This window comes from Syntrophomonas erecta subsp. sporosyntropha, from assembly GCF_055395365.1.
Genome location: NZ_AP042459.1, coordinates 1,337,709 through 1,358,182, shown reverse-complemented (window position 1 = coordinate 1,358,182; position 20,474 = coordinate 1,337,709). Strand labels below are relative to the sequence as shown.

The 20,474-nt window shown below is 41.6% G+C and carries 13 protein-coding genes; all 13 read right to left on the bottom strand.

The genetic code is table 11. From position 1 onward, the window contains the following. On the bottom strand, nt 1-3,060 hold the full coding sequence (locus tag ACZ5Q0_RS06615) for a molybdopterin-dependent oxidoreductase (protein ID WP_447182283.1): 3,060 nt from the start codon (nt 3,058-3,060) through the stop codon (nt 1-3). Nucleotides 3,061-3,212: 152 nt separating this feature from the next. Continuing rightward, entirely contained in the window at nt 3,213-4,826 is a 1,614-nt protein-coding gene (locus ACZ5Q0_RS06610; RefSeq protein WP_446818806.1) for a methyl-accepting chemotaxis protein, read from the bottom strand. Nucleotides 4,827-5,322: 496 nt separating this feature from the next. Continuing rightward, nucleotides 5,323-6,018 (bottom strand): response regulator transcription factor, encoded by a 696-nt coding sequence (locus ACZ5Q0_RS06605; protein WP_446818808.1) that lies wholly within the window; start codon nt 6,016-6,018, stop codon nt 5,323-5,325. Nucleotides 6,019-6,034: 16 nt separating this feature from the next. Next, nucleotides 6,035-7,687: a c-type heme family protein gene (locus tag ACZ5Q0_RS06600; RefSeq protein WP_446818809.1), complete on the bottom strand. Its 1,653-nt coding sequence runs from the start codon at nt 7,685-7,687 to the stop codon at nt 6,035-6,037. 217 nt (nt 7,688-7,904) lie between these two features. Further along, nucleotides 7,905-9,095 (bottom strand): radical SAM protein, encoded by a 1,191-nt coding sequence (locus ACZ5Q0_RS06595; RefSeq protein WP_446818810.1) that lies wholly within the window; start codon nt 9,093-9,095, stop codon nt 7,905-7,907. Nucleotides 9,096-9,197: 102 nt separating this feature from the next. Then, nucleotides 9,198-10,514 (bottom strand): glutamyl-tRNA reductase, encoded by a 1,317-nt coding sequence (hemA, locus tag ACZ5Q0_RS06590; protein WP_446818811.1) that lies wholly within the window; start codon nt 10,512-10,514, stop codon nt 9,198-9,200. A 139-nt stretch (nt 10,515-10,653) separates the two neighbouring features. Further along, nucleotides 10,654-11,511, bottom strand: a complete 858-nt coding sequence (gene ccsB / locus ACZ5Q0_RS06585; RefSeq protein WP_446818812.1) for a c-type cytochrome biogenesis protein CcsB — start codon at nt 11,509-11,511, stop codon at nt 10,654-10,656. A gap of 10 nt (nt 11,512-11,521) precedes the next feature. Next, nucleotides 11,522-12,637, bottom strand: coding sequence for a cytochrome c biogenesis ResB family protein (locus ACZ5Q0_RS06580; RefSeq protein WP_464827277.1), 1,116 nt, complete (start codon nt 12,635-12,637; stop codon nt 11,522-11,524). Nucleotides 12,638-13,038: 401 nt separating this feature from the next. Then, a complete protein-coding gene (locus ACZ5Q0_RS06575) occupies nt 13,039-14,253 on the bottom strand; it encodes an ammonia-forming cytochrome c nitrite reductase subunit c552 (RefSeq protein ID WP_446818814.1) in 1,215 nt (404 codons plus the stop codon). Next, nucleotides 14,243-14,791, bottom strand: a complete 549-nt coding sequence (locus tag ACZ5Q0_RS06570; RefSeq protein ID WP_447182281.1) for a cytochrome c3 family protein — start codon at nt 14,789-14,791, stop codon at nt 14,243-14,245. Before ACZ5Q0_RS06570 ends, ACZ5Q0_RS06575 begins: the two co-directional genes overlap by 11 nt. A 488-nt stretch (nt 14,792-15,279) precedes the next feature. Beyond that, nucleotides 15,280-15,879 carry a TetR/AcrR family transcriptional regulator gene (locus tag ACZ5Q0_RS06565; protein WP_446818817.1) on the bottom strand — a complete coding sequence of 200 codons (600 nt, stop codon included), beginning with the start codon at nt 15,877-15,879 and terminating at the stop codon, nt 15,280-15,282. A gap of 35 nt (nt 15,880-15,914) precedes the next feature. Then, on the bottom strand, nt 15,915-19,049 hold the full coding sequence (locus tag ACZ5Q0_RS06560; protein WP_447182280.1) for an efflux RND transporter permease subunit: 3,135 nt from the start codon (nt 19,047-19,049) through the stop codon (nt 15,915-15,917). Beyond that, nucleotides 19,049-20,179 (bottom strand): efflux RND transporter periplasmic adaptor subunit, encoded by a 1,131-nt coding sequence (locus ACZ5Q0_RS06555; protein WP_447182279.1) that lies wholly within the window; start codon nt 20,177-20,179, stop codon nt 19,049-19,051. The genes ACZ5Q0_RS06560 and ACZ5Q0_RS06555 overlap by 1 nt, the downstream gene beginning before the upstream one ends. Between the last annotated feature and the right edge of the window lie 295 nt (nt 20,180-20,474).

Below are 20,474 nucleotides of genomic sequence, written 5' to 3'. Positions count from 1 at the left end.
TTATTTCACCTTCCTTATTTCAACAGATGTATCACATTCATTCCCAGTAACTCCCCATAAGTTCCAGGCAAATTTAAGATGATGATCTGGAGCATCAGGATCTTGGGGATACTTTACTGACTGGGTCGGATTAGGGCGTACTGGGGTAATAAAGTTGAAGTAGCCTTCATGATATTGATAACTTTCCCAGGCATGATCTATACGCAACTGAGAGGGACCAATTCCTGGAACTATCATGGCCCGGCAAACAAATTTGCCATAGTCATTAAAAACCTCTACTAAATCCCCATCGGCAATATTTCTGTCCTCGGCATCACCTTTGTTTATTTGAATAGTGGCCTCCCCCCGTTGTAAACGCAAAAGGATGGACAGTTCGGAAAACATGCTGTGGGTCCTAAACTTTCCGTGCGGGGTATTCATTTTTAAGGAGGCCGGCTTGCCACTAGCTAGGTCAACTTCCGGTACCTTATATCCCGGTAAAGTCTCGCCCAGGGTAATGTAGTAATCATGATCAATATAAAATTGCTGCCTCCCCGTCAAAGTCTTGTTTAACTTGGCTGGGAGCACACAGGGATACATTGAAATCACCAGTTCAGGTGCATGTTTACCCCCGGCCGGCCAGGGCAGTTTTCGCTCAATATTTTCCCTAAAAGGATTATGGGGACGATCTGGCTGTAACGCCGGAAAAGGAATAGGCCCCTTTTTAGCCAGTTTTAAAAACGCATCAGCATAAACATCGGCATCCTTAGTGGACAAGTATTCCTCAATAACAGGCTGAAGTTCAGGAGCAAATCTTTCTTTGTGTTCTGAATATTTTTTCTCATCCGGGAAAAGAATGGGGCTGTTTTTGACGATAAAATGGGCAACCTTTTCTGGATTATCCAGGGCCCCCTCTCCCTGGCCTTTATAGAAAGGATTTTCCTTTCCTTCCTTATCAATAAACAAGTCATATACCTTGGTAAAATCTCTTACCGTCTCCCCATCTTTTTCAACCCATTGGGCATCCCATGTACCAGCTGCTTTCATCTCCCGGGCTTTTTTCTGAATCCTTTGCATGATTAGGCGAAAAATCTCAAAGTCCGGCTTAGATTCAAATACAGGTTTTACACAGGCTTGCTGCAATTGAAAATAGGGATGTAATGGCGTAGTTTCAATATCAAGTTTTTCATACCAGCTGGCTGCCGGCAGTACAACATCAGAGTACAATGAAGTGGTGGACATCCGGTAATCCAGATTAAATACCAGCTCCAATTTCTTTTCATCCTTAAACCAATCTAAAAGATGATACCCACCTTTTCCGTTATTGACAAAATTTCCTCTCCATATCATCATAGCCCGGGGCTTTTTAGGTGGCTGCGGGTAAACCGGCATACTTCCTTCACTAAGTGATTTTATCAACAAATACTGACGATACCCCGGTTCGTCTTTTGAATCATTACTTACTGCACTTCCATCCGGAAGTTTTTTTAGCTGTCCGGTTTCTATATCACTGACAATATCCTGCCAGTTTTTATTTAAACGCCAGATTTGTTTGTCAAAATGAGTCCAGACAAAAAGTGTGGTATTAATAGATTTGCTTTTTGCCAGGGGTATATATTTGGCCATACCTTTTAACCATACCCGGTATTGTCCGGTATATTGGTGAAATCCCCCTCCATTGATCCCTACATTACCGGTCAAGGCCATGAGCAGGATCATGGAGCGGTTGTTTAAATCATTATGATACCAGTGGTTAGCACCGCCTCCTTCAATAATGCAGGCCGGGCTGTATTTATGTAAGTCAGTGGCGATACTCTGAATGACCTTGGCATTAACCCCGGTAATTTTCTCTACCTGACCTAATGAATAATCTTTTGCTAAAGAGCGATTGAGTTGCAGCCATACCGTTTCTGTTTCCACCGTTCCACCATCCACCAGGGTAACGGTACCCGTGTACTCTAATTCTGGATCAGCCTGAATAGTATCCCAATCCAGGGTGTCACGATCATCCCCCAGCGTACCCGGGGCTAAAATTAAGTTATTACTGTTTTTATCCCAAACATAAAGTTTGTATTTACTGCCACCTGCTACTACATCATTCTCAGTTAGAAACTTATGATTATCTTTACGAATAATAAATGGCAAATCAGTAAAGGTTTTAATATACTCTTCGTCATACCATTTGTGGTCAATCAATTCCTTGATAATACCCATAGCCAGGGCCGCATCTGTGCCAGGACGCGGACTCACAGAAACATTAGCAATCTTACTGGTAGCATTATAATCAGTTAAAATAGAAATTACCTTAGTCCCTTTATACTTGGCCTCAGTTACAAAATGAGTAGCCGGCATTCGCGATTCGGCGATATTAGCTCCCCATAATAGTATTAATTTGGCATTAGTCCAATCCCATTCCTCGCATTCTTCGGTCTGCACTCCCCAGGTCTCTGGTTCCCCCGCCGGCAGATCACAATACCAATCATAAAAAGACAGCGGCCCACTGGCGCCCATCACCGTACCTAAACGATAGCCACTGGCAGCTGAGATATAATTGTAAGAAGGTATAGGAGAGAAAAGTGCAAAAGCTTCCGGGCCATCCTCCTTGATGATCTTAAGTAACCGGTCTGCAATTAGATCCAGGGCCTCATCCCATGAGGCTCGTCTAAACTGCCCTGATCCTCGTGGACCCGTTCTGACCAAGGGGGTTTTAAGTCGTGTTGGACCATAAATATACTCCAGATAAGAAGAACCACGAATACATCCCCGGGGCAGGTAAGCCTTTTTAGCTACCGGGTCAAAACAGTCGTAATCAGAGGCCGGCTCGGTCCTGACGATTGTGTTGCCTTTTATTAAGGCTTTCCATCCGCAGGCCTGAGTACAGTTACCGGCACAGGTAGTACGAACAACCTTGTCAAAGCCAACCATGCCCCGGTAATAGTTTCCGGCTTTTTCATCCAGAGTAGGTTTCAGGTAATCATACAGATAAGCACCAGAGCCAAGTCCTTTGGCTAATCCATATCCGGACGCAGCCACTACACCACTCAATCCAAACTTCAGAAACTTGCGTCGGGTGATTTCCATTTTTCCATCTCCTTTGTTGATAAATTTGGTATAAATAATCCTATTGCCTTGGCAAACTTCCCCTTTTATCTAGCAGTCTTATCTACTATTGACCGGTGATTCATATATTAGGATGCCTCTATTTAAGTAAAATCTGCCTGATGAGCAAACCACTAGTATTTAAACTTTGCTAAACTATACTGCAAATCTGCGGCTAATTTATAGAGCGTTTTGCTGGTATCTGTCATTTCTTCCATAGCGGCATTCTGGGCTACTACCGATGCTGTAGTTTGCTCAGTTCCGGCTGCATTTTCTTCAGCTACCGCCGCCAGGTTTTGTGTAATTTGAATGATTTCTTCCTTTTTGCTCCTCATCTCATTGCCTGATTCATTGATACGGGAAATGACATGTTTCATCTTTTCAATGGCTTCTGATATACCCTGGAATTTTGTATTAGTCATTTCTACACTTTCCGTTTGTAATTGAGCCAGTTTTCCCACTTCTTCCATGGTTGTCACGGCATAACCAGTTTGATCTGTTAATTCCCGGGTAATCGTGGCTATTTCCTCGGTAAAATGATTAGATTGTTCAGCCAGCTTTCGTACCTCCTCTGCGACTACTGCAAAACCCTTGCCATGTTCACCGGCCCGGGCCGCCTCTATAGCAGCATTAAGTGCCAATAGATTGGTTTGATCAGCAATATTGCCAATCATGGTACTGGCATTTTGAATTTTTTCCGCACTGCTATTGGTATTAAGAATAATCTTATGAACTTCCTGGGATGATTCATTACTAACCCTGGTCTTACTAATTAAATCCCCCAAAAGTTTAAATCCTTCGTTTTTCAATGTATCTACTGTGTTAGCCGAGGTGTTTAGATCAGCTATATAAGCCTGATCCTTTTCGATGGAAATACCTAATTCCTCAATCTGCAGAGCTCCTTTTTCCACATCGTGGGCTTGTTCCGTAATTCCTCTAGCTATTTCTTCCGTTGTTTTCGTTATTTCGGCTGCCGATGACATGGACTGCTCACTAATGGCCGCCAACTGCTGGGATGATAATGACAACTGCTGGGATATGGTCAGGGTTTGGTTTAAATGTTCTCTAAGGCTATTGATTACTTCCTGGAATCCATTAGCCAGTAGCCCAATTTCGTCTTTTCTTCCGCAAAAGGAAGGAGGGAGATCGTCTGAAAAATCCAGAATTGACATCTTATCTGTTAAATACCGGGCAAAATAGAGAAGCGGTTTAAATATTCTATGGCTGCTCGTTATCAATACAATGGATAATATAATGGCGTTTATAATTAGCAGGATTATCTGAAGATTTTTTAGTGATTGGACTTTTATAGCGGAAAAAACCTCTGCTGCTGAGACAGCATTATTAGTTATCTCAAAATAGGCTTCACTATCATTTAGTAAAACTTCTTTTTGCCCATTTTGCCTGATTAGATATATGGTTTTCTTTAGGCTCGTCCAGCTTTGCTCAACTTCTTCCATGCTTCTGATAAAATCCTTATCCGTAGCTTTTGGTAGATTTAGCTCTTGATCACCATTGATCAAACCATTTACAATCTTATCTAGTTTAGCTATAAGTTCATCTGCTTGCTTACCGGCCATTTCCAACTTAATAAGTCTTTGGGTAGCTCCCCTTACAATGCCGGTATAGTTTACCACCCTCCCATCGTCTACCATATGGTCCAGTTGGTAGAAAACTGCTACTGTGCTAGTTACATAAAAGGCAAAAAGTACCACAACTACTAGTTTTAAAGAGGTTCTAATTTTCACTACGATTCCTCCTCTTATTTTTTAATCACCGTCCATAAAATTAATCTAGTAATAAAGCTATATGATAATCTAGGAATCGGTTCTGTAGAAAACCAGCACAATTTTCGTCCCGGTCCAGCCGCCACTATCCAGAAAACCCATTTATAGTAATACCGAAATAGCTAATATTATGGCTTAACATCTTATAACTTTTAACTAGTAGTTATAATTTTAAGTAATATCTCTTAACTAAGACTTACTTAACAATTATTAATTGATTACTAATATATTAATAATTTATGATTTTTCTGTAGATGGGACATTTAGGCTAGATTCATTGGGGGATGATCAGAAGGAAATAAAGATAAGCAAAGCCTCAACTTAAAAAGATACTGAGTTTTTTTAAAAAAGGGCTATCCAGCAGAAAGGAATAAATGTTAATTTGTAACATAAAGAATCTTGTCATCATTGGAGCTGACGTATGACACAAGGCGGGAAAAATACCAGATAAGCTGATTTACGAAGCTAAAAATTTATAACCTACCCCCCACACAGTATGGATGTACTCTGGTTTAGAGGGGTTTTCCTCTATTTTTTCTCTTATCTTCCTTATAAAAACGGTTATTGTCCCCAAGTCTCCTACATAATCTTCTCCCCACAACTGGTTAAGAAGCTGTTCACGCGTAAAAACCTGTCCGGGGTGACGGGCCATAAAACACAGCAATTCAAACTCCTTAGGGGTTAGATCAACTTTTTGCCCCCTTACATGAACATCGTAACTATCGCAGTCAATTTCTAAATTGTTTAATTTGATATGTTTATGACCATTATTAGGTACGGTATTGGAAGCCCTTCTTATCAATGCTTTAACCCTTAAAGAAAGCTCCACCGGACTAAATGGTTTGGATATATAATCATCAGCTTCTAAGTTAAAACCTACTGTCTTATCTACAATATCATTTTTAGCGGACAGAAAAATGATAGGAACCATGCTTTCCTCTCTTATAAGCCTGCACACTTCAAAACCATCAATTTCCGGAAGCATTACATCTAAAATAATTAAGGAAGGGTCTTCTTTTTTAAACAATTCCAGAGCCTGTTCACCATCAGCCGCATAGCAAAATTGGTAACCCTCTCTGCGCAAAATTTGCTCTACAACGCGTTTTATACTTTCCTCATCATCAACCAGCATTATTTTTGTTGCCTCCTGCATGATCTTCACCTCACAACTAATCAACTACTCCAGCAGGAATACCAACCATAAATGTGCTTCCCTGTCCAGGAACGCTTTCCAGTGTAATCCAACCACCATGCATTTCAACAAGCTCTTTAGCCAGAGCTAAACCAAGGCCAGTTCCACTATATTTCCTTGAAATTGAATTATCTGATTGAGTAAATTTCCCAAATATCAATTTTTGGTCTTCCCTCTTGATTCCTATACCTGTATCAGCCACTTTTATAATGACTTCATTTTTTTCCGCAGCGTAATCGACACTAATCTCCACTTTACCATCTCTTTCGGTAAACTTTATGGCATTCCCTGCTAAGTTTTGTACAACCCGCCGAATTTTCTCTGGGTCACCCTTTATAAGTGGAACTGTGGGGGCAACATAGGTAGTCAAATGTAAGCCTCTAGTTTGGACCAGCGGCATAATCATTCCTTCTACAGAATAAATAACCTCGCCCATATCCATAGTTTCCAGATTAACCTCATGACGACCTGCCTCAATTTTGGCCATATCCAGTATATTATTTATCAAATGAAGTAAAGTCTCGCTGCTAGACTCGATTTCTTTTAAATTCTGTCTTTCTAATTCAAACTCTTTAGGGATATCATCCAGGAGAAATTGGGTATAAGCGATGATGGAGGTTAAAGGGGTACGGAGTTCATGGCTCATAATGGCCAGGAAATCGGTTTTAACTTGATTAGCCTTCTCAAGCTCCAGGTTTGTCTTAGTTAACTGCTGCTCACTGAGCTTAAGAATTTGATTAGCCTTTTCTAACTCTAGCGTTCTCTCTTCTACTTTTTGTTCCAGGTTATTATAGAAATCCCGGAGTTGATCGGCCATCCTCTGAAAATGACAGGCCAGTTGTTTTATTTCACCATCGGCTTTCAGGTTACGCAGATCTATATTAAGGTTTCCGCCGCTTACATGTTTAACTGCTTTTTCTAATTCCCCCAAGGGAGCCGTTACCAGTTTTTTCATTAGGAAATAAATAGATAAAATATATATAGCTATCAGAATCAAAAAAAAAGATCCATATCTCATGGCATTTGCTTTTAAATTAACTAGGAATATATCCATAGGCATTACCAAACTGATAGCTCCCCCAATACTTCCCTCGGAATATCCTTCTTTAGGATATCCGGCCACATCATAGGATCCCACCGGTTCACCATGACAGGGAAGGCAAGACTTTTCAATCCTTAAAGGGATCATGTAACGAAACACCCGTTTTCCGTTAATAACATCTTCCGTACAGAACTCCTGCAGTTCAGGGTTTTGTTGAAATTTTTCCAATACACTAATCTCCAATAGATCAGGTGCATTTTGCGGGTGTCGGTAGTTTAATCTGGTCTGCTTAATTTGATAGTCGGTTAAACGGCTAAATATACCGGATGTCCCCATCACAACTGCTGCCGGATTTAAGTGTTTAAATTCATAGTTTCCCTGGGAGTCAAAATTGATTTTATCCTGGTTAATAGAAATAAATTCCCGGGTAGCTACCAGTTGTTTAGTTATTACCTGTGCCTTTTCCCTCATTTCTATAAGGGCCTGGCGCTTTTGCTGATTATAATCCCAAAGAAAATGTACGGTCATAACGCTGATAATTATTGCTATAGTGGCAGACATGAACTTAAAAGCTAATTTATCTTTCATAGGGGCACCTCGCAGTTGGTTCCTGCCCGTTTTTTTAGTCCCATCTTGGCCGGTAATTTGGTGCATGATTTTATTAGTACAAAAGTCATCTATACTTTAGGATAGCATAAATTAGTCGTAGATAGTTCTGGCTATTCTATAAAACCGGTATCTCCATTTTGTCAATTAGCCTCCGGTAAGTCGATTACCCGAGTGAGATTTACCGGGATGGTGATCATTATACGCCTGGACATTCCGAATTAGCGATTTCTTCCTGCTCTAAATAACAGGCCGGATCCTCCGCCCAAATATCACCTTTGATGGCCTCTGCTCTAATCCGGCAACCTGAACATAAAGCCTTATAATCACAGGCTCCGCATTTACCAGTAAGATGTTTTTCTTTCTCCCTTAATTTAACTAAAAGTGCATCATCCGAGGTCCAGATTCGGCTAAAGGGTAGGTCTCTGATATTCCCAATCGTATAGTGCTGCCAGAATTGGCAGGGATGAACATTCCCCTGGGCATCTACATTGGCAAACTTAGTACCGGCTGAACATCCACCATGCATCTGCAGCAAGCTGATCACTTCTTCAGCATGTTCCCGATTAGTCTTTTCAATAGTCTTATACAGGTAAATCCCATCCGCATGATTATCGGTAGTTAATATTTCTGTTTTAATCCCCTTTTCATGAAATTCCACTGTTTTTTTATTGATATAATCTATTATGGAACGCTTTGTATTAACCAGGGTATCTTGATTGATCATTTCAGTAGCCCGACCTGCATACACAAGATGATAAATACAAAAACGGGAAATATTTTCTCTGGCCACCATATCAAAAATAAAGGGTAGATCATTCTGATTGTATTTATTAAGAGTTACCCGAATACCAGTTTTCACACCTTGTCTCTGGCAAGCTTTAATTCCCTTTAAAGCTAGTTCGAAAGCCCCTTTTTGCCTTCTAAATTCATCATGGATAGGCGGCGATCCATCAATACTGATGCCTACATATTGGAACCCAGCTTGCTTGATTTTAATCGCCATTTCATCATCAATCAGAGTACCATTACTGGAAATAACCGGACGCAACCCCTTTTCGGCGGCTATCTCACCCAAATGAAAAATATCTTTGCGAATTAGCGGTTCCCCTCCCGAAAAGAGCAGCACCGGAACCTTCATGGCGGCTAAATCATCAATAAACGATTCTGCTTCCTCGGTACTTAGTTCATTAGCATAGTTTTGATCCTTAGCATCTATGTAACAATGTCGGCAATGAAGATTGCATCGGTTAGTCATGTTCCATACCACCAGGGGACGCTTTAGGTCGGAAAATTGTAATAATTCTGGGGGCATCGTCCCCTGCCCGCTATGTTTAATAATGTCTGAAACAGTTGCTGTTCCACAAAGGAGTTTTGTACAGCCAATCATTTTTAATCCCCCTATTTTTTTAAATGCTCATATCGTCATCGGGATCCGCCTAGCTATAATCTACCGGACCGCCCGCTAAGTCTGCCAGAAGGCAGACGGCCACTATCCCCTGAACCCAGATTTCATACTTTCACATACCTTTTGCTCCCCATCACTAGATCTTAATCCAAATAAATACTTAACCATCTCTGCATAGACCTGCCCTTTATTTCCCACTGCCATTTCTTTTAGAGAAATTACTGGATTCCTGAGTAATTGATTAACAATAGCCTTGCTCATCTCAACTATTATCTTTTGCTCCCGCTCGGAAACCTTGCCTAAACGGTTAAAGGCCCTTTTCAATTCCCTTTGCCTTACTGTTTCCCCCCATAATTTTAAGGATGACACTACCGGTACAACATCTAAAGTATTTAGCCATTGTTGGAAAACTTTCACCTCATCATCTATAATCCTGACTGCTTTTAGGGCGGCTTTTTGACGTTCCTGATAACTAATTACCAGGTTATTCTGCAACCGGTCGATATCATACAGGTAGACGCCTTCAATCTCTCCCAGCCCAGGTTCAACATCCCTGGGGACAGCAATATCAATAAACAGAATTTTACGCCCTCTTCGGGATTTTAATACCGCTCCGCAGTTATCATAACGAAGTATATAATGGTTAGCTGCAGTACAGCTTATTACAATATCCGCATTATAAAGCTCAGCAGCCACATCATCCAGGCGCACAGCTCGGCCGCCTAGCTGCACAGCAAGAGAAGTCGCTTTTTTAAAGGAACGGTTGGAGATTATAACCGACTTAATGCCGTTATCTAATAAATAACGAGTAGTTAGCTCCCCAGTCTTACCTGCTCCCACTACCAAAACCGTCTTATCTTCCAGGCCCCCTAAAAGAGTTTTGGCTAGCTCAACCGAAGCATAGCTTATTGAAACAGGATGTTGATCGATTGCTGTCTCGCTTCTCACTTTTTTCCCTACATATAAAGCCTTTTGAAAAAGATTATTTATTATCCTATCACTGTTATTACTCTCCCAGGCTTTCATATACGCATCTTTTACCTGGCCAAGAATCTGCGTTTCACCAATAATCATTGAATCCAATCCGGCTGAAACCCGAAACAGATGTTCAACCGCTTTAAAATCATGAAGCAGGTATACATACCTATTAAGACTTTCTTTTTCCAAACCTGTATAACGGCAAAGAAAATTCTCTATAGCCAACTTCCCGCTTTCACTATCCTGGGCAGTAAAATATATTTCCGTCCGATTACAGGTGGCGAGAATTACCACCCCCTCAATATGGGGATTCTTCTCTATCGACCAATAAGCTTGTTTTAGACCATATTCGGAAAACGTAAATTTTTCACGAATCTCTAGCGGAGCTGTTCGATAGTTTACACCTGCCAAGAGGATATCCACGATTTACTCCCCCCTCTGCCTTTTTTTCCGTACCTGGATTCCCACATGTTTTTGATTTTTTTAAAGCCGGCTAATACCAATATAAAGGTGGATGGCCTAACCTTAACTCCAGGCTCCTATGGAATTGAAAGGAAAACATTTAAACATAACTATGTAAACCAGGTAGTACTAAATTCACCCCGGCAAACGTGAACATAACTGCCAAAAATCCTAGCACACTTATCATTACTGACCGCTTACCCCGCCACTCCTTTAAAAACCGGGCATGTAAATAACCGGCATATATAAACCAGGTAATAAGAGACCAGGTCTCTTTAGGATCCCATGACCAATAAGTTCCCCAGGCACTTTCAGCCCAAATGGCCCCGGTTACAATTACGAGGGTTAAAAAAGACATCCCTATTACAATAAGCTTATAGGATAACTCATCTAAAAAGCCTAACTGAGGTAGAAAGGTTAAACAATCGCTCTGTATTCCGTTGTCAATGGTCTTTTCCTTTAGCAGGTACATGATACCTAAAACAAAAGCAATAGCGAAAGCACCATAAGAAACCACCGCCGTAAACACATGGAAATACAGCCAATCACTTCTTAACGCCGGCATTAAAGGAACTGATCCTTTGTCCATAGTTATCAACCAAAGTATTAAAGCTATTGCTAAAGGTAGGGCAAAAATACCAATCTGTTTTACCTGGTACTTGAATTCCACGATTAGATAAACTAAAATAATCCCCCAGACAAAAAGCAAAAGAAATTCATACATATTACCCATAGGCGGATGACCAGTGCGATAATATCTAATAATCAGAGCAGCCGAATTAAACAGAAAACCTGCTACTATACTCCATGTACCGAGCCGGCTAAGACATGGCCCTTTTTCGCCTTTCTGAGAAGGGGAACTTTTTCGAGAAAATATTGCTGCTGCCAAAAGGAAAAACACCGCTAAAACATACCACAACAAAGTTAATAAAAGTGAAATAAGTTCTATTTTCTCCATGGCGAACCTCCTAAATTAAATTTTTCAAATCCTGATAAAGTTTTTCTTGGAGAGACTTGTTCCTTCCATGTGAAAAAATGCCGATGGTATTCTTTTCGCAATCCCCCATAATCTTAACTTCCTGGTATCTCCCGAACCAAAATAAGATAAACCCCATAGATAAAAGTACAAAGCCGGTCATTACTATAGGTACTCCAGGATCAGTTTTAACATTAAGCACTGAATAAGGTTTGGATACTATATAGGTCATTTCCAAACCTTCTACCGGCATAATTTTCTGGCCAGGTACTAATTCTGTAATTTCGGTCAAATACCCATTCTCGTATTTGTTTAGAAAAGACCTGTTTCCATCCGCAGTAAAAACGATGGAGGTATTTCCCATTAATTGTATCGGTTGGTTACTTTCAAAGAACAGCTCTTTTTCCATATCTCCCATGCGAACCATTATTTTATGGGCATTGCCATAAGCACTTTGATAAAATTTCATCCCCTGGTATTTAAAAGGCTTATTCACTTCTGTAACTCCCTCGGTCACAACCGTCCCATCCTTAAGCAGCTTAAATTTTGATTGCCAGTTAGATAATTCATTCTTATCATCATATAGGGTCTTAAAACTGATTAACTCTATTGAATAACCATTTTTAATGCTTGCCGGAATCGGGGCATTGGTATCGGGATAACAATTTATATTTCGTGAGGCACCCATAGTTCCGACCATGGCACCGATTACAATGACCAGTATAGAGAAATGAATAATAGGGGGAGCAATCAAGTCCCCTTTTCCTTTAGTGGCAATCATCAGCCCTCTAGACTTATTTTGCAGATGTTGTACTGCAAAACCGGTTTCAGAAAAATACTGTATGAACCTTTTAAACGCTTCTTCCACATGGTTGGTTTTGTCTCCGTCCGATAAATTAAACTTTTCCAGTTCTTCTTCAGTGATCTTGTGGCCAAGTTTACAAAAAAGACCTGGTAACCTTTTGCCAGTACATAAAAGTAAGTTTACACTTAGCAGAACTAATAAAATTCTATATAGTATGGATGAATACATAGTAGTATCTGGTTGGAAAGTAGCCAATATTGAGCATATGGTTAAAAGGGCCAGTAATGTTAGGCCGACTTTCATTGATGCTAAGAAATTTAGCATAACGCAAAATTCATCCCCTTTTTAATCTTTATATACATGGTCGAACTTTAGTATTTGGCCCGATTATGGGTTAAAATCCGATTTTTTCATGAACAGTTAAGTTTCTATAATTATAAATAAGATATCTTAACTAAGACTTAGTCAACCATGAATAACTGCTTAACTATTTATTAACAAATTATTACGGCTATGGTACCAAGCCTTTATAGTTCGGTTTTTACTGAAAAATGCCGTAGTTAAATACCGCAATGCAACTAAAAATTGCTACCTTCGATCAGTTTATTATGGTCCACAATAACAGCTCAACCATAAGGACCCAAAAAAAAGGAGGAACGAACACGTTCCCCCCGGTATTATTGGCTAGGGCAAAAATATGCCGCCTATTTCAAACTTTCTAGTTCCCTGCCAGTTTCATTTTCATACTTAAACATAGGATATTCAACCGTTTCCAGATTTAACTGTTTTTTAATTCCGGCCTCGAGATACAGTCGTTCGGCTTCTTCTTTAATGGCAATGTATTTAGACCAGAGATCTCCTAACCCATGCCAATGTGTATAATCAGCCGAGAAATGTTGTGCACCTTTGACAGTAGTTGCATCCGCATACTTAAATAATTCAAACATAAGGCTTTCAATATGGCTGACATGGCTGTAACTGGTACCCTTAGCATTCAAAAGAGGTACCCCGTTTTCATCCAGCAAAGAACCATAACTGGGCTTCAGAACCCCATCCCTATATAAATCTCTGATGATTTCCCTAGATGCTTCCACCAGGCGTCCGCTTTCCTTTTTAATGGCCTCTACATTAGCTCTGGCGTCGGCCACATATTCTTCAGTATGGCACTGGAGACAATTGCTCCACAATTTGTCCCTACCCTCAGCAGCATTATCCCCTTTCAGCTGGATGATTAAGTGATTATTGTCGGGATCCGTATGACAGGTATTACAGGTAGGCTGTCCGGTAGATTGGGCAACCTGGTAGTGTACACTGGATTCATAGGCTTCCCGTTGAGGATGGTCAGGACCCATATGACAATTCTCGCACCCATTGGTAAAATTACCTGTAGTCATTTGTCCTTGATGGGCTTGTTTTTCCGGCTTAGGTAAATCGGTAACATGGGCCTGGTGACAACTAGTACAAGTGTTACCTACTTTAATATGGCAGTTATCACATCCTTGATTCTGCATAGGAACGAAACCGTCCAGTAATTTATTACGTACATTCTTCTGGGAGAAGGCTACCGCCTCCACGTGACGGGTATCCTTCCAGCCAGCATACTCTTTCTCATGACATTTAGCACAGGTTTCCGGGCTGACTTTTGCGAAATCTGCATACTTTAAATCTTCGGCCTCTAAAACCTTTCTTTCGTGGCAGTTAATACAGGTAACTCCATTTTTACCGTGAGCACTATCTTTCCAAAGTTGATACTTTAATGGAGTTTTTTCTTTATATTGCTCTTCAAATGCTTTGGCTTCTTCAGTTGTGGCACCTGCAGGCAGCACTAATGATTGATTAGACATGCTAAAAAGAATAATGCCACCCAACAATAAAACGCCAACTACAATCCATAGAACAGTTTTAGTGTTAAATTTCATCCGTATTTCCCTCCCCTTCGCTTTTTTGTTGATGTCCTATATAACGGTGACATGAAACACATTGGACTTGATTTACAGACGTAGCATGGGCAATCATTTGCGCCTCATTATCCGTTTGCTCTCGATCCGGATCATGGCAGGCCCGGCAATTATCATCACTTATTTGCGATCTGGCTTTAAAAGCCCGATCAGCCTGCATACTTTTAAATTCGAATTCATTAGGACGAACAATGAAATGTACATAAGGTTCGGATAACTTTTGTACCTTAGTGACCAACATACTCGCAGTTCCCCGGGGAATATGACAATCTTCACAATCAGCTATAATACCCAGCGAGTTACTGCCGTGGGGGGATTCTTCCCATGTTGCCACTGCATCGTTCATCTCATGACATGACATACAAAACTTAGTCTGTGAAGTAAAATGACTAGTTTGGAGAATGAAAAAAAAGCCGGCCATAACCAGGCATATTGGCAATACCCAGCCCAGTTTTTTTAAATTAAAACTATGTTTTTTTTTCGCATCCTCTGCTTCCATTAACAAACCCCCCTCGCACAAGAGTTACTTAGTCTTTCCAAGCGTACCATCTGCACTTATCACCTCCTTTGGTTCTACTCGAATAACCAGAGGCATAGTTTCTTAAAGATACTGTTTGAAAAAACTATTTTGACGACTAGAACCTCTCTAAATTATGTTAGCAGGCCTTTATTAACAGTTTCTTATCCAGACATAAACATTTTCTAACCTTTGACTTAATAATTTATTAATAATTTCTTCTACACATTAAGAAAAATCTTTTTATTGATAAGTCTTATTGGTATTTACTGTCTGCTGCGGAAATTGGCAAAAAAAAGCATCTTCTGCTCTATAGACTCGTCACAGAAGATGCATTATCCGTTCACCGAGGGCTCAGCCAGCCCTTATTTAATTATTTAAGAATGGTCAATCATATTTGATGGCCCTTCTCCCAAGTATATTTTACATTAATGATAAGGTTAAGGGGTTACTCGCCTGCTATCCTTTAATCACAAATGGTTTTTGCCCATTCCGGTCATGATATTGCGGCTTATTTCCCGGGCTAACTCATCCGGGTTGGAGTTATCTTCGTCCAGAACCAACTGCATAGCAAAATAGGGAATGATAGCACAGATCATCTTACTAGCCACACCACTATCTAATACTCGCAGTTCACCATTTTCTATGCCCTGTTCGATCAGTCCCTTTAAAAGCTGTTCCTTCTCCAGGCGTATCGACCAGACCCATTCCTTAAGTTCCTCATCGATAACATTGGCATCAATGAAGACTACCCGGGTTAATTTTTTATGTTCCAGGCAAAAGCGCATATGCTCAGCAATAATTAGTTCTATCTGCTCTTGAAAGGATTTCTGCATTAGATCTTCCAGATGGGTGCTCCGGCTAAAGAAGTTCCAACCAGTCTCCATGATCTCCTGAAAAAGTTTTAGCTTACTATCAAAATATTCATATATAGTTCCTTTACCAGCACCTGCTGTAGCAGCAATCTCCTCCATACGAGCATTGTAGTAGCCTTTTTCCGAAAACACCTCCACAGCTGCTTTCAGTATCGCATCTCGCTTGCTTCCCCGGTTGGATTCAGTAATATCCATGCTACCACCTCCTGGGACCAACCCTTTTTTAATAATTAGCTTAGGTTTACATCGACCCCCGCCCGTTTGGCTGAACGCCGCTGTCTAAATTTTCGGGCCCAATCATCAAAGATACTGTAAACCACCGGTACTAATACCAGGGTTACCAGGGTGGAAACGAGTAAACCACCGATAACTACTATAGCCAGTGGAGACATGGCCTCACTACCTTCTCGCAATCCTAGTGCTAATGGCATCATCGCCAGTATAGTACTAAAGGCGGTCATCAGTATGGGGCGCAGTCTAACCCGGCCTGTCTCTATTATAGCCTCATCTCTATCCATACCGGAATCAATCATCTGTTTCAGGTAATCCACAAATACTATGGCATTGGAAACTACAATTCCCACCAGCATTATCGCTCCGATAAAGGCTGGTACACTAAAACTCTTTCCGGTAAGTAAAAGTCCTAATACGATTCCCACAAAGGCAGTAGGAATAGAAAACATAATTACAAAGGGGTTAAAGAATGATTCATATTGCACCGCCATTACAGCATAGGTAAGGATGATGGCCATAATAAGGGCCAGGGCTAGGTTACTAAAGGTTTCTTCCATTTCTTTGTTTTCCCCGCCATATTCCACCTGATAACCGGCCGGCAATTCTATTTCACTTATTCCCTTTTTAATATCATCCATAACCCCTTTTAAGTCACGGTTAAGCAAGGCAGCATTTATTTCTGCCCGGCGTACCTGGTCAATACGATCTATCGAAATCGGCCCCTGGGCAATTTCAAAGGTAGCTATCTGGGAAAGCTTAATCATTGCCCCGGAGGGAGTCCGTACGGAAAGGTTGCTCAAATAATTAATATCTTGACCATTCTGAGGTTGATAGCGAACCCGTACATCCACTTCATCACCCTCTACTTTATAACGGGTAGCTACCCGGCCTTGCATAGCAGTACTAATTTCACTGGCCGTTTGCATAGGTGTAAGTCCATAGGCAGCTGCCCGCCGGCGATCAATTTTTACCTGTAATTCAGGTTTGCCATCCGTAAGGGAAGCTACCACTTCTCTGGTCCCGGGAACTTTGCGGACTACTTCAGCTACCTGATTGGAAAGATCCCGCAGTACATTCAAATCATCCCCGCGCACCTGAACATTAATAGGTTTATTGCCGCTGCCCCCCATGCCACTGGTAGCATCCATTACCTGGACTTCGATTTTAGCACCGGGAATACTCTTTACCTCTTCTCTGATGGCTTCGGCTATCTGGTCGTCACTACGATCCCGCTCCTTTTTAGGATGCAGTTTGATGTATAAGGTAGCTTTATCAGTATTACTGCCGGCGCCCATCAACATCACCGAGGAACTGCCTACACTGGAAAAAACAGTTTCTACTTCATCTATGTCTTTTAGTTTTTCCTCTATCTGGTTAGTAATTTCATCAGTATTATCCAGCCGGCTCCCCCGGTCAGTTTCAATAGTTATGGACAATTCACCTGAATCCATTTTAGGCAGGAATTCTGCCCCTACCAGGGGTACCGCCCCTAAGGATCCCACCATCAGAACAATAACCAGGATAACAACTAACCGCCGCCGCTGCAGGGACTTTTGCAGCAGGCGTTTATAGCCCTCTCCCAGATTGTCAAGCCACTGACCAAAACGATTAACAATGGATGAGATTTTACCCTGGCGCTGTGATTGACACTGCATAGCTTCATCAGTCAGCAACCGGGCCGATAGTAAAGGAATAATAGTCAGCGCCACAAAAAGGGAACAGATAATAGCAAAACAAATAGTTATAGCCAAGGGTTTAAATAAAATCGATGCTAGACCTTCCACAAACACGATGGGTAAAAACACCGCTATGATAGTTAATGTGGAAGCTATAACTGCATTACCCACCTGTGAAGCCCCGAATCGGGCTGCTTCTGCCGGTGCTAGCCCCAGACACCGATGCCGGTATACGTTCTCAAAAACCACAATCGAATCATCCACTATACGCCCTACCCCCAGGGCCAGACCACCCATAGTTATAAGGTTTATACTGTAATTAGTAAAATACATCAGTATAAAGGTGGCGATAATAGATAAGGGTATAGCGGTAAATATGATCAAGGTGCTGCGGCCGTTACGCAGGAATATAAAGAGCACCAGCATAGCCAGCAGGGCCCCTTCCAGGATCATATTCTCCGTGTTTTTTATAGAATCATTGATGTATTTGGACTGGTCCATAACCACTTTAGTACTAAGGTTAAGTCCCATCTCCTTATTAATCTGTTTAAGCTCTTTTTTAACCGCTTCGCAAGCCTTGACGGTATTAGCATCAGTCTGTTTTAAACAGTGTATACCTACCGCTGGTTGGCCGTCTACTCTGGTCATCTGGGTTACATCTTTGTACCCGTCTTCAATTTGGGCAATGTCACGTAAGTAAACGATTTGTCCACCAGCCCCCATTATGGCCACATTTTTTATATCTTCGATGGATTCAAACTCCTGCAGGTTGCGGATAAATAGCTCTCGGTCGCCCTGATCCAGCTTGCCTCCCGACATGTTGAAGTTCTCTACCTGTAATACCTGGGTTACCTGGGCCAGAGGTAAACCATAGCTCTCCAGTTTTACCGGATCGACTTCCACTTTAACTTCCCTTTCCAAACCACCGGTAATGACTACTGAGGCCACCTCCGGAATGCGGGAAAGCCGGGGTTCGATTACATCTTCAGCAATAGTTTGCAGTTGAGCCAAATTTTCCGTACCACTGATACCTATTTGAATTACCGGCATCAGGTTAGGGTCCATTTTAAAGACCATCGGTTTTTCCGAGTCCTCCGGTAAGAAAGACTCAACAAAACCTATTTTTTCACGTATATCCAGGGCGGCATTATCCATATCCGTACCCCAGTCAAAGCTGATTATGATAAGTGAGCTTCCTTCACTGGATACGGAGCTAATCTCTTTGATATTGCTCAAGTTTTTAATTGCACTTTCCAGAGGCTCGGTAATCTGGGACTCGACTTCCTCAGGACCGGCTCCTGAATAAGAAGTGATAATCGCTGCTACCGGAAACTTCATATCTGGATACAAATCCACCGCCATGCGGGAAAAAGAGAAAAAACCCAGAATAATAAGTACCGCCACGGCTACGGTAATAGTTACCGGCCGCCGAATGGCAAAATCAACAATACGCACTATTTGTCACCCCCGGCTGCTACTCTAACCAGGGTACCGTCATTAACCAGGGTATTCCCTTTGGTAATCACCGGGGTACCTGCTTTTAGACCTTCTGTTATCTGAATATAATGGTTGTTTTCTATGCCGATTTTAACCTCTATTTCCCGGGCCCGCTTCTTTTTATCAACTGTATAGACTACCTGGCGCCCGCCTTTTGGTACTACTGCATTACGGGGAACACAAATAGCATTATTTACCCCTTCAGTAGCCAGGCTTATTTCGGCAAACATGCCTGACTTTATAATATTATCAGGATTATCCAGGGTGACTTTAACCGTATAGTTCTTTTTCTGGGCATCAGCTACTGGTGACACACTGTTTACTGTGCCTTTAAAGGGCTTTTTGCTTACTGCTGCCACTAAAACATCTACCTGACTACCTGTATTTACATAGTTTATCTCTGATTCGCTGACCTGTATTTCAATCTCCAATTGGGCGGTATCACCAATTATCGCTACCGGTACCTGAGGAGAGACGGTATCACCCAGGGCAAAGTTAATCGCCCCTACTACACCACTTATAGGAGCCGTCAGGTTACAGTTATCAATCTGCTGCTGTAAGGCGGCCACGGCAGCTTCACCAGCTGCTACGCTAGCCTCAATAACTCCCGAATTCAAGGTGTCATATTGGAGCTTAGCCACTTCTAACTGGCTATCAGAGATAGCCCCCCTTTCATGGAGCTGTACCATGCGTTCATAATTAATACGAGCATTCTCTAATTGCAGTCTCTGAGCAGCCTCCTGGGCTTTAGCGCCAGCCAGACTAGCCTGGGCCTGTTTCAAGGCCGTATCTAAACTTTTGCTATCCAGGGTAACCAAAAGCTGTCCCGACTGGACCCATTCTCCCGGTTTAACGTAAATTTGCGTAACCCGGCCGGGGATCTGGGCCGTTACCTGGGCTTCATTTACCCCCCGTACCGTACCGGTATATGTAGAACTTTTAGCAATAGGTCGATTCTCAGCCTGGGCAACCTTTACGGTTAACTCGGCTTCTTCGGCCACCGGCTCTTTCTTTCCACAGCCGCCCACTATAAGGGATGAAATTAATAGTACCACCAGAATAGATAAAATCCTTTTGCTCCGTCTCAAAACCTGGTCCCCTCCCGTTTAAACACTTTATAATACCACTTAAAAAGCTGCCGACCGGCTGGTCAGTCTACTGGAATTATACCCTTATTAATAAAAGAAGGTCAACTGTTTATAAGTTTAGACATAATAAGTTGCCAATGGCTTATTTTGGTACAGGCAACCTCCATTTGCTGGCTTCTGCCACGGCTACACCATGTAGGAGGTTTTATCATACCCTATTAAAATCGCTCTATTAATTTGTACATGCCAACTAAATGACATATAGAATTTTACAAGACAATCAGTTTCAAAAAAT

Excerpts from the sequence above, each read along its gene's own strand:
- ACZ5Q0_RS06565 (WP_446818817.1), bottom strand. The coding sequence starts at position 15,879 with ATGGATATTACTGAATCCAACCGGGGAAGCAAGCGAGATGCGATACTG.
- ACZ5Q0_RS06595 (WP_446818810.1), bottom strand. The coding sequence starts at position 9,095 with ATGATTGGCTGTACAAAACTCCTTTGTGGAACAGCAACTGTTTCAGAC.
- ccsB (WP_446818812.1), bottom strand. The coding sequence starts at position 11,511 with ATGGAGAAAATAGAACTTATTTCACTTTTATTAACTTTGTTGTGGTAT.
- ACZ5Q0_RS06570 (WP_447182281.1), bottom strand. The coding sequence starts at position 14,791 with ATGGAAGCAGAGGATGCGAAAAAAAAACATAGTTTTAATTTAAAAAAA.
- ACZ5Q0_RS06600 (WP_446818809.1), bottom strand. The coding sequence starts at position 7,687 with ATGAAAGATAAATTAGCTTTTAAGTTCATGTCTGCCACTATAGCAATA.
- ACZ5Q0_RS06575 (WP_446818814.1), bottom strand. The coding sequence starts at position 14,253 with ATGAAATTTAACACTAAAACTGTTCTATGGATTGTAGTTGGCGTTTTA.
- ACZ5Q0_RS06615 (WP_447182283.1), bottom strand. The coding sequence starts at position 3,060 with ATGGAAATCACCCGACGCAAGTTTCTGAAGTTTGGATTGAGTGGTGTA.
- ACZ5Q0_RS06605 (WP_446818808.1), bottom strand. The coding sequence starts at position 6,018 with ATGCAGGAGGCAACAAAAATAATGCTGGTTGATGATGAGGAAAGTATA.
- ACZ5Q0_RS06580 (WP_464827277.1), bottom strand. The coding sequence starts at position 12,637 with ATGAAAGTCGGCCTAACATTACTGGCCCTTTTAACCATATGCTCAATA.